Origin of the sequence: Olivibacter sp. 47 (assembly GCF_030372825.1) — a bacterium.
In the GTDB taxonomy this organism is placed as follows: domain Bacteria; phylum Bacteroidota; class Bacteroidia; order Sphingobacteriales; family Sphingobacteriaceae; genus Olivibacter; species Olivibacter oleidegradans.
Genome location: NZ_JAUCNR010000001.1, coordinates 5,286,567 through 5,302,079 on the forward strand (window position 1 = coordinate 5,286,567; position 15,513 = coordinate 5,302,079).

The 15,513-nt window shown below is 44.7% G+C and carries 10 protein-coding genes and 1 riboswitch; of the genes, 5 read left to right on the top strand and 5 right to left on the bottom strand.

Annotated features, from left to right (window positions below; all coding sequences use genetic code 11):
• Positions 1 to 506: 506 nt before the first annotated feature.
• Positions 507 to 1,892, top strand: coding sequence for an alpha-L-fucosidase (locus tag QT327_RS22980; protein ID WP_130854382.1), 1,386 nt, complete (start codon positions 507 to 509; stop codon positions 1,890 to 1,892).
• Here QT327_RS22980 and QT327_RS22985 read toward each other — a convergent pair.
• Entirely contained in the window at positions 1,853 to 3,382 is a 1,530-nt protein-coding gene (locus QT327_RS22985) for an alkaline phosphatase family protein (protein WP_289554105.1), read from the bottom strand. The genes QT327_RS22980 and QT327_RS22985 overlap by 40 nt on opposite strands.
• A 29-nt stretch (positions 3,383 to 3,411) precedes the next feature.
• On the bottom strand, positions 3,412 to 4,389 hold the full coding sequence (locus QT327_RS22990) for an alkaline phosphatase family protein (protein WP_289554106.1): 978 nt from the start codon (positions 4,387 to 4,389) through the stop codon (positions 3,412 to 3,414).
• Between the two features lie 221 nt (positions 4,390 to 4,610).
• Here QT327_RS22990 and QT327_RS22995 point away from each other — a divergent pair, with 221 nt between their 5' ends.
• From QT327_RS22995 to QT327_RS23010, 4 genes are all read left to right on the top strand, one after another.
• Positions 4,611 to 4,937 (top strand): hypothetical protein, encoded by a 327-nt coding sequence (locus QT327_RS22995; protein WP_013665056.1) that lies wholly within the window; start codon positions 4,611 to 4,613, stop codon positions 4,935 to 4,937.
• Between the two features lie 118 nt (positions 4,938 to 5,055).
• Positions 5,056 to 5,331, top strand: coding sequence for a hypothetical protein (locus QT327_RS23000; RefSeq protein WP_013665057.1), 276 nt, complete (start codon positions 5,056 to 5,058; stop codon positions 5,329 to 5,331).
• Positions 5,332 to 5,440: 109 nt separating this feature from the next.
• Positions 5,441 to 5,546, top strand: a riboswitch (SAM riboswitch).
• Between the two features lie 97 nt (positions 5,547 to 5,643).
• Positions 5,644 to 8,781, top strand: coding sequence for a SusC/RagA family TonB-linked outer membrane protein (locus QT327_RS23005; protein ID WP_289554107.1), 3,138 nt, complete (start codon positions 5,644 to 5,646; stop codon positions 8,779 to 8,781).
• Positions 8,782 to 8,924: 143 nt separating this feature from the next.
• Positions 8,925 to 10,415 (top strand): RagB/SusD family nutrient uptake outer membrane protein, encoded by a 1,491-nt coding sequence (locus tag QT327_RS23010; RefSeq protein ID WP_130854380.1) that lies wholly within the window; start codon positions 8,925 to 8,927, stop codon positions 10,413 to 10,415.
• Between the two features lie 40 nt (positions 10,416 to 10,455).
• Here the strand turns inward: QT327_RS23010 and QT327_RS23015 are convergent, their stop codons facing one another.
• Genes QT327_RS23015 through QT327_RS23025 form a run of 3 tightly spaced genes read right to left on the bottom strand, consistent with a single transcriptional unit; the run spans position 10,456 to position 15,510 of the window.
• The gene (locus tag QT327_RS23015; protein WP_165446890.1) at positions 10,456 to 10,932 is read right to left on the bottom strand and encodes a DUF4843 domain-containing protein; all 477 of its coding nucleotides are present in this window, start codon (positions 10,930 to 10,932) and stop codon (positions 10,456 to 10,458) included.
• Positions 10,933 to 10,943: 11 nt separating this feature from the next.
• Positions 10,944 to 12,383 (bottom strand): RagB/SusD family nutrient uptake outer membrane protein, encoded by a 1,440-nt coding sequence (locus QT327_RS23020; protein ID WP_242627102.1) that lies wholly within the window; start codon positions 12,381 to 12,383, stop codon positions 10,944 to 10,946.
• A gap of 13 nt (positions 12,384 to 12,396) precedes the next feature.
• On the bottom strand, positions 12,397 to 15,510 hold the full coding sequence (locus tag QT327_RS23025; RefSeq protein ID WP_149105199.1) for a SusC/RagA family TonB-linked outer membrane protein: 3,114 nt from the start codon (positions 15,508 to 15,510) through the stop codon (positions 12,397 to 12,399).
• Positions 15,511 to 15,513: the final 3 nt, after the last annotated feature.

Here is a 15,513-nt window from a genome sequence, read left to right on the forward strand (position 1 = left end):
CCCCGTGTAAGCACGGCCGTTCCGAAGCGCGTCTGTGGCCTAGTCTGTGGAGGCAGCAACCGGCAGTTCCGGATGCCCCTTCACTGGATATCGAGCGAAGCTTATCGGATTAAGTGAATCGACGAACGAAGGGCGGGATCTTTGTGCGAAAGGGTGGCTCCGATTCACGGATGGGCATCGGACAACGGGTTGCAACGGAATAGACAAGCCGAGCACTTTGGCTACTTTGGTGCCTCAAAGTAGCTAAAAATAATCCTAAATCTTTTTGACGCTCAATTTCATGAGGCCGTTGTTTCCCTGCGCGCTAGAGCCCCGTGTGATTTCATCACGCACATCCAGTAACCCTTGCCTACCAGCAGGCACAACCAGTAACAAATAACTAGTAACCAATAACTAAACTACTTAACTATTTTCCTACTCAACTATTTAACTACTTAACAAATAGACAAAGAACGCCCAAAATTTGTAATTTAGTTGAATAAGTATAAAAACCAATAAGCTAATCCATGAAAAAAATCGTTAAATACCTGCTTTTATGTATGTTTCTGATCAGTCAATCCCTACGAGCCCAAAACTATCAAGCCAATTGGCAATCCATTGATCAACGAGAAATTCCACAGTGGTGGCAAGATGCCAAATTTGGGATTTTCATTCATTGGGGTCCTTATTCCGTTCCGGCTTATGCGCCTATAAAAGAAGTGGAAGGGGTGTATGAAAAATATGCCGAACATTATGAAAATCGATTGAAAACTAAGAACAAACTGTTTCTCGATTTCCATAACAAGACGTATGGACCCAATCTTACCTATCAGGATTTTGCTCCGCTATTCAAAGCAGAACATTTTAAACCCGAACAATGGGCTGAACTGTTTAAAAAAGCAGGAGCCAAATATGTCGTATTGACATCGAAACACCACGATGGTTTTTGCTTATGGCCCAGTAAGTATAGTCCTAATTGGAATAGCGTCGATATCGGTGCCCATCGCGACTTGGCCGGTGATTTAACGAAGGCTGTAAGGACCTCCGGTTTACGGATGGGCTTTTACTATTCGCTGCTCGAGTGGAGCCATCCACTTTATAAAAAGGAAAGTATCGAACAATGGGTGGATCGTTACATGATCCCCCAAATGCAAGAACTCGTGAATGCCTACCAACCCGAAGTGATTTTTGCTGATGGTGAGTGGGACTACCCGAGTGAAACACTTAAGAGCACGACTTTTTTATCTTGGCTTTATAATGAGTCGCCCGTCAGGCAACAGGTGGTAGTAAACGACCGATGGGGCAAAGAAACACGGAGCAAGCACGGTGGTTATTACACGACAGAGTATGATTTGGTACACGATCAAAAAGGTATAGGCGATCAAGCCTCCCATCCCTGGGAGGAGAGCCGCGGTATCGGTACTTCCTATGGTTACAATCGATTTGAAACAACCGAAGACTATTTTACGTCAAAGCAGCTTATTGATCTCTTGATTGATAAGGTGAGCAACGGCGGAAATTTATTGCTCAACGTCGGCCCAACGGCCGATGGTAGGATCCCGGTTATCATGCAAGAACGTTTGTTGGACATGGGCAAATGGTTAGCGGTTAATGGTGAAGCAATTTACGGCACTCGGGCTTGGGTGTCAAGACCGAATAATAGCAAGGATACACACCGCTATTTTACCGCCAAAGGGAAAGATCTTTACCTCATCTGTACCGAATGGCAAAATGGGACCTTTCATATTCCTTTGCCACGGAAGCCGGTACGAGTCAGTTTATTAGGACATTCAGGTGCGATATCATCCGATTTTCAAAAGCAGCAGCTCACCATCGAAGCACCTCCCTTTAATCCCAATACAGCGCCCTGTAATTATGCTTGGGTATACAAATTAGAAGGCGTATTGGAATAAAGCGTTTTCTCGACCTGCGGATTCCCTATTTGGGGATCCGTATAACCCGCTTTGCCTGTTTCAACTTTACCGGCGTAAGCCCAGCGAAAACCCGGATAGCCCTCAATGGAAATCTCCATATCGTACCATTGATGGCTGTCGCTTAAGTTGATGAGTTGCGACAGCTGCTGATTGGCCCTTACCTCCAGGTGAACGGGGGCCTTTCCATAAGCCATATCCCAGATCGCTACGCGCAACGACTGGTTTCCCTTGTTTTCGAATAAGAGAATTGCATTGCCGGTAAATCCTTCGCCGACTTGCTCGTTCGTTAATCTGATGGTACAGGCAGGCATTTTTCCTTGATTTTTGAAACCTCTATAAAACCCATTCGGTCCGTGTACCTGTAAGTCAAAAGCTTCTTGCTCCATTTCAAATCGATCGCTAAGCTGATCACCGGCTTTCACCGCGTAAGAGCGAATGGCATGAGGAGTGTAGACGGTAAACGGTGCACCGGCACTTTTTTTTCCGAAAAGCTCATCACCGACTCTTAAATTCAATTGAAAAGAATCCTGAACTCTTTCACCTTCGGCATAAAGCTCATAAGGCAGCGCACACGCTGCCTTGATGCCAGGCTCTTGGCGTGGCATTCGGACCAGTTGATGCGGTTTATCCATCCCTTTTTGCAGTTCATCCGGTTTCAGGGCCTCAAAACCTGACGGAATTTCTTTATACTGCGCTTGATGAATCCCTTCAACATACGGATTACGCTGGATAAAGGGAAGCTTGTCATTCGCGGGCAACGCTTTTGCTACAGTAAATACTGAAGTCAAATCACCACATACGGTTCTCCGCCAGCTACTGATATTTTCTTCGTGCAATTCTTTCTTAAACTTATGATAAACCCATTTTTCCAGAAATTGCAGGGTAGACGTATGATCAAACACTTGCGAGCAAACCTTACCGCCTCGCGTCCAAGGCGATGCCACAATTAGAGGCACTCGAAAGCCAAGGCCGATAGCCGCTCCGCGTGCTTCCTTTGTGGATTTACCATCTGCCAGCTCTTCCTCCAGGGTAATGTATTCTATTTTTGTGTCAATGCCCTCCGAGCATTTGCCACTGTTACTCTTATAAGGGTTCGGCGGCACAAAGGGAGGAATGTGATCAAAATAACCATCATTTTCGTCATAGGTAAGGATAAGGATCGTTTTTTGCCATACCTCCGGATTTTTGGTGAGAATATCCATAATTTCCGATACATACCAGGAGCCGTACCAAGGCGAGGTCGGATGATCAGAATATTTTTCAGCCGGTATCATCCAGGAAACCGCGGGTAGCTGACCACTTTCTACATCCCTTCTGAATTGATAAAGCACATCACCTCTAGGTACCGATAATTCACGTTCAACACCTTGGTTATCCCGATAAGACAAGCGCTCAAGATCATGGTAATGAGGATCTGCTGCATTGGTGGTAAAAGCCTTCTTGAATAGATTTTTCTCTCGAGATGACAATTGTTCAAAATGCCGTTGGCTCCACCGCTCTATCGCCTGTTTGGCCTCTTGCCATACTGCTTCCTTTTTTTCAGCGCTTCCTTTGTTTTTTGATAAGTTTGATCGTGCGGCTTTAAGGATTGCAGCTTTTCTTGTAGCGCCTGTATCTCCTTAGGCAGCTCGTCCACTTGTTTTTTTAAACTCTTTGTATAGCGCGACGCGAAGTGAATATGATACTGCTCAAAAAACTCCAGGGGATTACAGGAAAAACTACTCAGCCACGAGCGTTCCTCCCCTTCAAACCCACCGCCAAAGCTCACGTCGTTTTGGTAGGCGCGCCAAGATACCCCGGCTTCTTCCAGTCGTTCCGGAAAAGTTTTCCACTTCGCTTCGCCGCGTTGCAGTTCATTCCTTATCCAAGCTTTACTTTTCGGATCGGCCGATTCACGAATGGTCCCGGTCCAGAAAAATAAACGATTGGGCCAAGTGCTGGTCATGCCCGAACAGAAATTTTGATCACATACCGTAAAGGCATCTGCGAGTGCATAATTGAATGGAAGGTCGAGGCGGTTATAGTATCCCATTGTTAAAGGGATGTGTTCATAGGGTTTCTTTTTCTTCGCCTCAATCCATTGGTCGTGCCGCCCCTCATGGTAAGCGTCTACCTGCGATTGGCGTGAATGCGGTACAGCCCCCATCCAAGTGGCCTTGCTATCCCGAAGATCGAAATGAAAGGGCGCATAGGTATTGCCCTTAGCGTCCGACTGGAACCAGATGGGACAGTGGTTGGCTTGGCGGATAAAACGTGGGTCATTAAAACCACGTACCCCTGCAAGCGTACCTAAAGCATGATCAAAAGAACGGTTTTCTTGCATTAATATCACCACATGTTCCGCATCCATAAAGGTCGTTCCCGGTGCCGGAGCAATTGCTAAAGCCCGTTGAATTGAAGGAGGGATCGTACTTGCCAAACCGGTGCTTCCCGCATATAATAGCAGTTTTTTTAGAAAATCCCGACGGTTATCCATTTTGTATGATTTATAATCGTATCTACAGGCTTAAAGTACAACAAATACTATTCATTACATTATTATCTCATTTTTTTTACAACAAAGCGTGATGAATACCCCATGTTTTTGCTACGCCTTTCGTGCATGCACACTGTGCAGATTCCCCTTAAGTTTGTCTAGCAATTCAAAAGAGATTGCTAGATACACTAAACTTATTTTTTTATACTTAAATCGAGCTTATGAAGTTTAAATTTCTACTTGCTTTAGTAGCTGTTGTTTGCTTTAGTTGCACCAAAGAATCTGCTCCTTTGGTGCCCGTCGAGATTACCATCGTTAGTAAAAGTGGTATATTGGAAATCCATTATACACCCGATAGAATTGATACACTGACCAAAAAACAAGGTTCAATGACCCTACAAATGCTAGACGGCGACTTAATTACAATTAAACGAATTTGTCCGGAAGCCGGCGCTTTGGAATATAACATTAAGACCCCAACCTCCAGTTATCTATCCATACTGATGAAAAATGGGGATGAAAATCGACATCTTATTCCAAAGTATTAAAACGATTGATGCTAGAGGCGCAATTGCTATTTCAAAAAAATAATGCGTTCTTTCTTTTAAATGACTGATAATTTGTAACTTAGCAATAAGTCGTTGTTTAACTCGAAATACCTGCATTATGATGAAAGCTTTACGTTTTAAACTGATACCCACTGCCCGTAATCATTTGGCCGATTCCATTACCATCGCTTGGGGCTTACTTTTTATGTTCGGTCTCTATAGTATCGTCCGTAGAGGGCTCTCTTTCCCCATGATTGCGCTAATGAGCGGTGCCCTTTTGAATATCCTCTTTCAGTTCCGTAGCCGACGCGGCCGCTATGGTTTCCAAAATCCCTATAGAAATGCGGAAGGCAAATATGTGCCGCCACCCGCAAAAGAAGGGTGGGAAGACTAAAACAGCAATTTTTATCTGAACGGTCTTCTTTTTGTAATAAAAATCTAGTAACTCTATATACTTTAAGTAATATCTGATATATTTGCCGCATCAAAACGCTAACGATGCATACTTATCCAGAAAGACGGAGGGAAAGGCCCGAAGAAGTCTTAGCAACCTGTAAACTCTGTTACAAGGTGCTCATTCCTTTCTGCTATATGCAGAGCTGATAAGTCGAACAATCATATCCATTCCGGAACGATATGGTTCATTCGCACCACCGCCTGAAAAGGCATAGGTAGGTATTGCGATGCGTAGAACAAAACGTTACATATGAACGAAAAAAAACTACTAAACAATTGTTATGCACCACTAAGTTTCTTGTTTATGCTGCTGTTTTTTGCAGGCAGTGTTTGGGGGCAAGAAACAACCACCGTACAAGGTACCGTGACTGACGCATTTAATCAAGAACCACTACCGGGCGTGAATATCAGCGTGGTAGGAGGAACTCAATCAACCCATACCGATGCCAACGGAGCTTACCGCCTCCAAGTACAGGCAGGAAAAGCAACCTTGCGCTTTAGCTATGTGGGCTATGAACCACAGGATTTACCGGTGAGCGGCAATCAACTTTCTGTAGCCCTCAAGCCGGCCAGTAATGATTTAAACGAAGTAGTAGTGGTAGCCTATGGTACCGCCAAGCGATCCAGTTTCACCGGTTCAGTAGCGGCTATTTCGCAGGATAAAATCGCCAATCGTCAGGTTTCGAGCGTCAGCAAAGCCCTGCAGGGACAGGTTCCCGGTTTACAATCAGTATCTTCTTCCGGACAACCGGGTACCGATGCCGAAATACGCATTCGCGGTATCGGATCGATCAACGCGTCAAGTGCACCACTCTACGTAGTAGATGGAAACCCCTACAGTGGAGATATTAACGCTATTAATCCCAATGACATAAAATCCGTTAGTGTCCTCAAAGATGCGGCGGCCAGCGCGCTTTATGGGTCACGTGGTGCGAATGGTGTGATCATCATTACGACGAAGGAAGGATTAAAGGACGGAAAAACCACGATTAATTTCAATTTTACCCAAGGAATATCCGACAGGGCAGTAAAGGATTATGAGCAAGTTTCCACCAACCAGTATTTCGAGTTATATTGGGAAGCCCTGCGTAATAAGAACTTATCCAACGGACTTGCTGCTGAACAAGCAGCACAGAATGCCAGCAATCAGCTCTTAACCGACCTCAATATTAACCCTTATGGGAGCAATTATCCGCAGCCGGTGGGTTTAGATGGTAAAATCGTTCCAGGCGCTACACCGCTATGGAATGACAATTGGGCAGATGTGCTACAACGCACCGGTCGTCGCACCCAGGCCGATTTAAGCTTTAGCGGCGGCAACGAAAAATCGAGCTACTACTTCTCCGGTGGTTACCTCAATGATCAAGGTATAGCCATTGAATCAGGCTTTAAGCGCTATAATGCTCGCATCAACGTCAACACACAGGCCAAGAAATGGCTCAATGCCGGTTTAAACGTAGCTGTTAGCAGTAGCTTACAAAAGTACCCGCAATCAGAAGATAGCAATACCGCCAACATCATTAATTTTACCCGCTTAGTACCTTCGTTCTACCCATATTACGAACGCAATGCAGACGGTTCCTATCGTTTGGACGAAAATGGCAACAAGATCTATGACTTCGGCGAATACCGTCCAAGCGCAGCTATTCCGCGTAATAACCTCGCAGCTTCTCTCCCTTTGGATAAAAATGAAATCCGTAGCGAAAATCTGTCCGGTAGAGCATTCCTCGAAGCGGTTATCACACCTGAATTGAAATTCCGCACGACTTACAGTATTGATTATATAAATCGTAATACGCACGATTATGTGAACCCCGTACTTGGCGACGGCGCAGAATACCAAGGATCTGTGGCTAAATCCAATCGCCGGAGAACTTCTTATACCTGGAATAATATCGTAACCTACGAAAAAACCTTTAACGAGCATCATCTGAATGTATTGGCCGGACAGGAATTCTATAAGTTTCAAAATACCGATATGGATGGCAGTCGGGAGCGCTTTGTATTGCCCGGTTTCTATGAGCCCGATGCGGCGTCTCAACTCAATTCCTTCAATGGCTTTTCGGTAGATTACAGCATGTTGAGCTTTTTAGGTAGGGTAGAGTATGATTACAAAAACCGCTACTTCCTTTCGGGGTCCTTGCGTACCGATGGATCTTCCCGTTTCTCACCGGATAACCGTTGGGGAACCTTCTGGTCGGTAGGCGCTTCCTGGAAAATTGCCGAAGAAGAGTTTCTGCGCAATAACAGCTTAATTAATCAGTTAACAGTTCGTGCAAGTTACGGAGCTCAGGGAAATGATAATTTATTATCGAACGGCAATCCCATCTATTATGCTTACCAAGGATTATATAGCATTTCCAATAACCTTGGCCAAGGCGGAACGGTTACGCAGCGTCTGCCCACGCCAACTTTGAAATGGGAAAGCAACCTGAACTTCAATGCAGGCCTCGATATCGCCATCTTAGATCAACGTGTAGCCGCCAGTTTCGAGTATTTTAACCGTAAAAGTAAAGATTTGCTGTATACCATGCCAAAGGCACCTTCTACCGGTTTTCCAGGTTATGATGCCAACATCGGTGCACTTCAAAATACCGGATTCGAACTTACCCTGCAAACCGTACCGGTTCGGAACGATAATTTTCGGTGGAATCTGGATCTTAATTTGGGACATTACAAAAACAAGATTACCGAATTGCCCAATGGCGGCAAACCTATCCCTAATGGTAACAAGCTCTTAGCGGTGGGAGGTTCTATCTACGACTTTTATCTGCCAACCTGGGCCGGTGTAGACCCGGCTACCGGCAGCCCGCTATGGTACAAAGCCGATGCAAATGGCAACCAAACAGCCGAAACGACTTCCGAGTATGGCCAGGCTGGACTTTTTGTTCAAGATAATTCCCTCCCTGATCTAGTAGGCGGATTCTCGAACACTGTTAGCTATAAGAACTTTGATTTATCCGCGCTGCTAAGTTTTAGCTTAGGGGGTAAAATATTGGATAACGACTATATTCAGCTCATGCACAATGGTAGTAGTCCGGGACGCGCTTGGAGTACCGAAATCCTGAACCGTTGGACGCCCGAAAACACACAAACCGATGTCCCCCGCTTAACAACGGATAATTTAACTTGGACATCTGCATCAACACGCTTTCTTTATTCCGCTACTTATGCGCGCTTAAAGAATGTAAGCTTAGGGTATAACTTTTCCAAACACTTAATCGAACGGTTGGGTATTGCCAACTTACGTGTGTTTTTACAAGGGGAGAACTTATTGACCTTCTATGGCCATAAAGGGATGGATCCGGAACAAACCGTTAACGGAGCAACTTATTTCAGATACCCGGCAATGCGTACCGTATCCGCTGGATTACAGCTTACTTTGTAGTTGTGGGGGTTAGGTGCTCGTTGTTAGTTATTGGTTGTTAGTTATTGGTTACTGGTTATTAGTTATTGGTTACTTGTTGTTAGTTTTTGGTTTTGTGTTGATTCAGTACCAAAACTAATAGCTTAAAATCAAAAGAAAAAAATATGATACGAAAAACAATATATATCCTTAGCGTGCTCAGCTTACTACTGACCGCCTGCAGCAAGGATTTGGAAACGGCACCTACCGATGCGGTTGCCGATTCGGAGATTTATAAAAATGTCGATAATATCGAAACCGTTATCAACGGTACCTGGAGTTATTTAAATGATACCTATTTTACCTATGCCAATCCAGGTTACACCGCTTTTATGCGTACCGGTGATGCGATGGGGAGTGATGTGGCTGTCACCACCAAATACGGTTATCGAGATGCTTACGCCTTTACCGAACTGTATAATGCCACTACGAATCGAGTTAAATCGTTCTGGACCCTGCTTTATAAAGTGATTGACAATTGCAATAACGTCATCGCTAAAGTAGATGCGGCAGCGGGGGACGAAGTGAAAAAGGCGCAATTAAAAGGGCAAGCCAAGGCCTTGAGGGCTTTCTGTTACCTCAATTTGGCTACCTATTACCAGTTTTCTTATCTCAAAGATCAAACGGCATTGACGGTGCCTATTTATACTGAGCCAACAACCGTTGAAACCGAAGGGAAACCAAAGGCTACGTTGGAGGAAATCTACACCCTTATCAAAAGTGATTTACAGGACGCACTAAGCTTATTAGCTGAATATACAAGACCAAGCACAGAAAAATATCGCATTGATCGTGCCGTTGTCAATGGCTTGTTGGCGCGAACTTATTTAAACACAGGCGACTGGCTACAGGCGGCGCAGGCCGCAGCAGCAGCACGTGCAGATTACAGTTTGATGCCGGCAGCAAATTATAGCGATGGGTTTAATGATATGCAGAACGTTGAGTGGATATGGGGACATGGGCAAACCAATGAGCAGAATACGGCTAGTTACACATTTCATTTTCTGGATGTATCCTCATCCGGTTCGTATTACTACAGCTTTATGGCTGATCCATACTTCAAGAACTTTTTTGACGAACAAGATATCCGCAACGGCTTGTTTGAGTGGGATGGTTTACCCGGTAGAGAAGGCTTTCTCCGTTATAAGAAATTCAAATTCAAATCGAACCTGATTGGCGACATCGTGTATATGCGTGCAGCGGAAATGTACTTGATTGAAGCCGAAGGTTATGCAAGAGCCGGTCAAACAGAACAAGCGATTACCGCATTGAATACCCTACGGGCAGCCAGGCAAGCCGTTTTATTCACGGGCGGTTCGGCTGACGACTTGCTTCAAGCCATTTTAATTGAACGTCGGAAAGAACTGTGGGGAGAAGGCTTCTCGTTGTCCGATATCTTACGTACACAAGGTAAAGTAGAGCGAAAAGCCTATGTTGATGCGCAAGGGAACCCCATTAAAGTTAATGTAACGACCCCCGATGGAACCAGCAAGACCGTCAATGCCCAAGGGCATCGTATTTTACGTTTTCCCGATGGCAGTGATTTTGTTGCCAATAGTAGGTACTATCTCTTTGCCATACCATTGGAAGAGACCCAGCAGAATCCGAATTTATAATAATAGTAATAAGAAAGGCGGGGAAATCCCGCCTTTCTTATTATTGTAAGTTGATTCGAATACCAATTCGCTTATAACGCTCGCTGGCTTTTACACGCTCATTTCCGGTTAACTCAAGAACAAGCTGTACTGTACCGGCTGCTGGAGTAAAATCCAGCACATTAATTTTTAATAGCGCAAAGCTGCTATTTGCTGGTAGTGTGGTAATGTTTCCTTCCGGAAGACTGTAATGCATACCCTCTACAGCCGTTGATTCCTCGCTTACTACACGAAAAGCCAAGGCCTGATCATCTCTGAGTTGTTCTCCAAGTAGATTGACCCGATAAGTCTTTTCGCCCGAGCCATTCCTTAAAGCCGTTAATAATGGATAATCTTTACCGGCTACATTATTATTGGTAGTGGCATCTTCAAATTCAACAACAGCCTCGCGGAACTGGAAATCCTCTTTATGATCTTTCATACATCCTGTCCAAATCATCGGAAGTACGAGACTTAATAGATATATCAATTTTTTCATTTTAATCATTTTTAATAACCTGGGTTTTGTGTTACTTGCGTATTCGGTACCGCCTCTCTTACCGGGATGTTGGCTAAGATTCTAAAATCACTATGTTGGACATTTCCGGATTCTTTTATAATATCTCTGCCCAAACGTTTAAGATCGAAAAAGCGGTGTCCCTCAAAAGCCAGTTCCAATCGGCGTTGCAAAATAATGTCGTTAAAAAGGGCCTCACCGCTATAGCTTGCTAACCCAATACCGGCACGCTCCCTGATTTTATTGAGTTGTTCGCGTGCTGCAGCTTCGTTATAAACCGCACTACCCGGCGTTGCATAAGCTTCAGCCATATTCAGAATTACTTCAGGAAGACGTATAACCGGAACATTGTCGATATTATTAATCCCGCTTCTACTCACAAACTTGGTGATTTCCCAACGACTGCTATTACCGCCCAATCCACGCACAATTAACTCTCTCCGTACATCATTCGCATTGTATTGGCTATAAAGTTCATCACTCACGACCACGTTGCCATGGCTTACAGTTGTTGTCGATGTAGCGGTCATGCGGGTGGTGAAAGTAGCTCGTAAAGATTCGTTTGTTGTATTGGAATGATCCGCTGCCAGCACAAAAGCTACTTCAAAAAAAGATTCCGGGTTTTTATCCGTTCTCCAAGTATTAACAAATTGTTCCGTTGGGACTAAAGACAAACCGCTGGTGCTGATAGCCAGCTCCCCTTCACTTATTACTTTGGCCATATCTCCGCGGTATAAAGCAACACGTGAATACAAAGCATGGGCAGCAGCTAAAGAAGCAAACGTTTGATCCGTGATCCTGTTGTTATTGGTAGCTAACAATAAAACAGCCTTGTCTAGTTCACCGTAAATAAAATCATATACTTCGCCAACCGTAGGGCGCGATGAATATTCTATTTGTGCCGTATTGAGGACCCCCTTATTGATGATGGGAACACCTCCTCGATCGGAAGGTTCCACGATAGCCGTTGGATCATAAGCATAGGCTTTCATCAAGGTGTGATATACCAAGGCACGCAGAAAATGTAACTGTCCGGCAATATTGTTTTCATAAGCTTCGTCACCATCATAGGCCTCCAGAGCCTCTAAAATTAAGTTAGCCTGATTGTTTATATAATAACAATACTGCCAAGTTTCTGTCTGTATGTGCGACCCAGCTTGGTTGATACCCTGTCCTACCAAGCGGTTTCCTGCACCGGTGTTTATGGCATTGTCGGCCAATAACTCCGGTATAGCAATTAAATCACGACCATAAAGGCCAACTTCACGTAAGCGTGAATAAACACCGTTTACAGCTGCGTCAATCGCTTCCTGACTACTTAAGGCTGTGTTCGAGTCAATGGCATGTTTAGGATCAACTTCCAAAAGTTTATTGCAGGATACGGTACCGAGAACAAGTCCTGCTAGCATCACTATAGTTATAAATTTCTTCATGATTCAATTTCTATTAAAAACCTACTTGCAAACCAAAGGTGTAGCTTCTTAAGGGTGGAATAGCTCCTTGATTGGAGGTAAAGGTCGCGTTAGGCGATGGATCAATATAAAATTCGGGGTCATAACCCGACCATTTAGTCCAAGTAATTAAATTAACGCCTTGCGCGTAAACGCGGATTTGGCGCGCTTTGATTTTAGCCGCTACATGGGCGGGGAGGGTGTAGGCCAGGGTCAACGTCTTTAACCGAATGTACGAAGCGTCCTCCAAAAAGCGACTGCTACTACGGTATTGGCTCGCCATATTGGATTCGGAACCCCCATCAATCGGACGTGGGCTATCTGTTACCTGCCCGGGTGTGGTCCATCTATCAAGGAAATTGCTTTCTAAGCCATTGCGTAAGGTCGCCGCATTGCGCATCCAAAAAGTGTTCTGCGAATTGTATAGATCGCGTCCATAATCATATTGGAAAAAGGCCGATAACTCAATCCCTTTATAGCTAAACGTATTAGTGAAACCACCGTACACATCACTCAGTTGGCTACCATAAACTTTCCAATCGGCCGGGCTCACTGGGTTGTAGGTGATATTACCATCCCCATCGTACCACATTGCCTTTCCTGTAGCAGCGTTTACACCGGCATATTGAGCAAGAAAGTAAGAATACAAAGGCGATCCCACACGAATGGTTTGATCGCCCGGTAATACATCCAAGCCATCATACAGTTTCGTCACCTGATTATCGATAAAGGTAATATTGAAACTAGATGTCCAATTGAAATCGTTACTTTTGATATTATGTGTGTTCAGGGAGAATTCAAGCCCTTGGTTTCTCAATTCACCGAGGTTCCGTGCAATGTTAGCATATCCGCTGGTATAGGGTAAGGGTTGTTCCAATAGCAGATCTTTACTGGTCCTTCTGAAGGCTTCTGCTGTAAAAGCCACTCGGCTATTAAAGAAAGCCAAATCCAAGCCGATATTATACGTAACATTACGTTCCCATTTAAGATCTTGATTTTCTACACTGCTCGGACGTATGCCAGGTAATGAATTATATGGGCCATTGCCACTGTATAGACCACGTGAGGCAAAATTATCTACCTGGTCGTTACCTGTTTCACCATAACTTAGACGCAGTTTCAATTGATCGATCCAAGGTGTTCCTTTCAAGAAATCCTCCTGATCAATTGCCCAAGCACCTGAAATAGAAGGGAACCAACCAAAGCGATTGTTGGCACCAAATCGGGAAGAACCATCATATCGAAGTACTGCGCTCACAAAGTACTTTTTATCATAATCATAGTTGGCCTGTCCAAAAAATCCCAGGCGTTTAAAGCCACTCCAAGTACCAGTTACACTAACCGGGGCTGCGGCTGCTTCCATAGTTTGAAATTGAAAAGTAGGAAAACCTTCACCCGAAGAGAAGTTATAGTCGCGCGTTTCGCTTCTATATTCGACTCCCAGAATTCCAGAAAGTGAATGCTTATTATTGATAACCTTATTATAGTTAAAAGTTTGATTCGTCATAAAGTTGATGTTTTCATAACTTCTGATCTGAAGTAAACCTCTACGAGCAAAACCGTCAATGGTACGCGGATCTGTATAATTGGCAGCGAAGACCGTCCGGTAGTCGAGGCCATAGAAGGACTTGAAAGATAAATCCTTGGTGATCCTAGCCGTAAAAGCCGTATTCCCAACTAAGGATCGCGTGCGACTTTTAATCTCATTGACCTCTGTTGCAAAGATGGGGTTGTGGCGCATATCACCCGGCAGCCCGCTAGTTGGAGCATTAAAAGAGCCATCCAGATTATATATTGGCACAAAAGGTAACATCATCGGAGCCGCGTATTGCGGTGCAGCAAAATTACCTGTACTTCCGCCGCTGCCCGAAATCCCGTTCTGTACCACCGATCCAAAACTTGAGTTAAAATCGACCGTTAGCCAATCAGTTGCTTTATGACTGATATTAGCTTTCGCGGTAGCTCGGTTAAAATCCAGTCCGATAACAGCTCCTTGTTGCTTGTTATAAGATCCCGATAAAAAGACGCTGGTCTTTTCCGTACCACCGCTGAAAGACAGCTCATAATTTTGAGAAGAACCATTTCTAAACGCTGCATCTTGCCAATCGTAGGTGGGTAAAGCCGCTAAATCAGCATCGGAAAGTGTAGGATCTAAGCCAAGGCCTGTCAGCACATTTCGACGATTTACCGAGTCCATTCGATTTGGGTATCTGTTTTTCACCGCTTCCATGCGTGCCTGCAAGAACTGTTGTGTAGACATCATATCTATGCTCGGCATGGGTGCCGTAAATCCAATATACGTGTTGAAATTGATTTGGCTTTGTCCGGCTTTCCCCTTCTTCGTAGTAATAACCACCACACCATTTCCCGCCTGTGCGCCATAGATGGAAGCCGCGGCAGCATCTTTAAGTACCGTAATCGATTCAATATCATTATTGTTCAGAAAGGCGAGCGGGTTGCTGGCAGTGGTAGTTGTGGTGGTGGTACTGTTCATCTGTACACCATCAATAATAAACAAGGGCTGGGTGCCTGCAGTTATTGAGCCTACACCACGGATGTTCATTTGCACCGGTGCGCCGGGTACCCCGCTGGCTGCGTTTATTTGTACACCGGCTGCCTGTCCTTGCATAGCGCGGTCAAAAGATTGAACCGGAATGTTCTCGATTTCCTTCGCGCCTACGGTTGCAACTGCCCCCGTCACTTCCCGACGACGTTGCGTGCTATAGCCTGTTACGATCACTTCATCCAAGTCGGCTACGTCAGCGGTCAGACTTACCGAAATAGATATCTTTTCCCCCGACCTTACTTCATAACCGGTAAGTGTTTTTTTCTCAAAACCAATATAACTGAACGTAAGTGTGTAAGGTCCATTGGTCGGCAAATTTTCAAAATTAAAAATGCCACTTGCGTTAGTCATGGTAGCCGCTGTGTAGTTGTTGGCTCCTTTAAGCTGCACCGATACTCCCGGAATGATCTCGCCGTCTGCATCCGATACAGCTCCACTGATACTTCGACCGCTTTGCGCTGTCGCGAACAGATGGCTAAAAAGGATGGTAAGCAGCAACATGACCGGTAATCGGCATTTTAAAAATGTAGGTGTTTTCTTCATGCT